This window comes from Pseudomonas sp. P5_B2 (assembly GCF_056400445.1).
In genome coordinates this window covers 1-550 of record NZ_JBFULH010001487.1, presented here as the reverse complement: position 1 = coordinate 550, position 550 = coordinate 1, and the positions used below count along the sequence as shown (strand labels likewise).

Below are 550 nucleotides of genomic sequence, written 5' to 3'. Positions count from 1 at the left end.
GTCATCGACTGGGTCGCCGTCGCTGCCAACCGGCAGCAGCCCGGTGCCGCGCGTGCCTTTACCGCCATCGAGTTTGATCGACAACAGGCCCAGCGCATCGACGCCAAAACCCACCGGACCTTGAGTGAACCCGGACTTGGTGTCGAGGATGAAGCTCTGGGTCCACTCCTCGGCCTTGCTTTGAGGGTTGGTCGGGTTGGTGAAATTGCGGTTGATGTAGAAGTTACGCAGGTTGAGCGTGGCCTTGGCGTCGTCGGTGAAACCTTCGGCATGGCCGGTCATCGGCAGGGCAAGGAACAGCCCGCTGCAACCAATGAGGCTCAGGGTATGACGGCGTTTGAAAATCTGACGCGGGGTGCAGGCGGAGGAATTGCGGACGAGCTTGCTCACAGTGACGCTCCCGTGTTTCTTTTTGTTTTTATTCGTTATACGTCGTCGTACAACATTGGCGGGGATTATTTGCGAGGGTCTGAGGGCTTGTCAATCAGAAGTTATACGAAGACCTTGTGATACTGGGTCGGATATTGAAAAACCCTGTGGGAGATTCTAT

The 550-nt window shown here is 56.0% G+C and carries 1 protein-coding gene; it reads right to left on the bottom strand.

The annotated features are described in order from the left end of the window. The coding region (locus AC1DRJ_RS31980; RefSeq protein ID WP_477805609.1) for an OprD family outer membrane porin at positions 1–390 on the bottom strand (390 nt) is incomplete at its 3' end. Positions 391–550 lie beyond the last annotated feature (160 nt).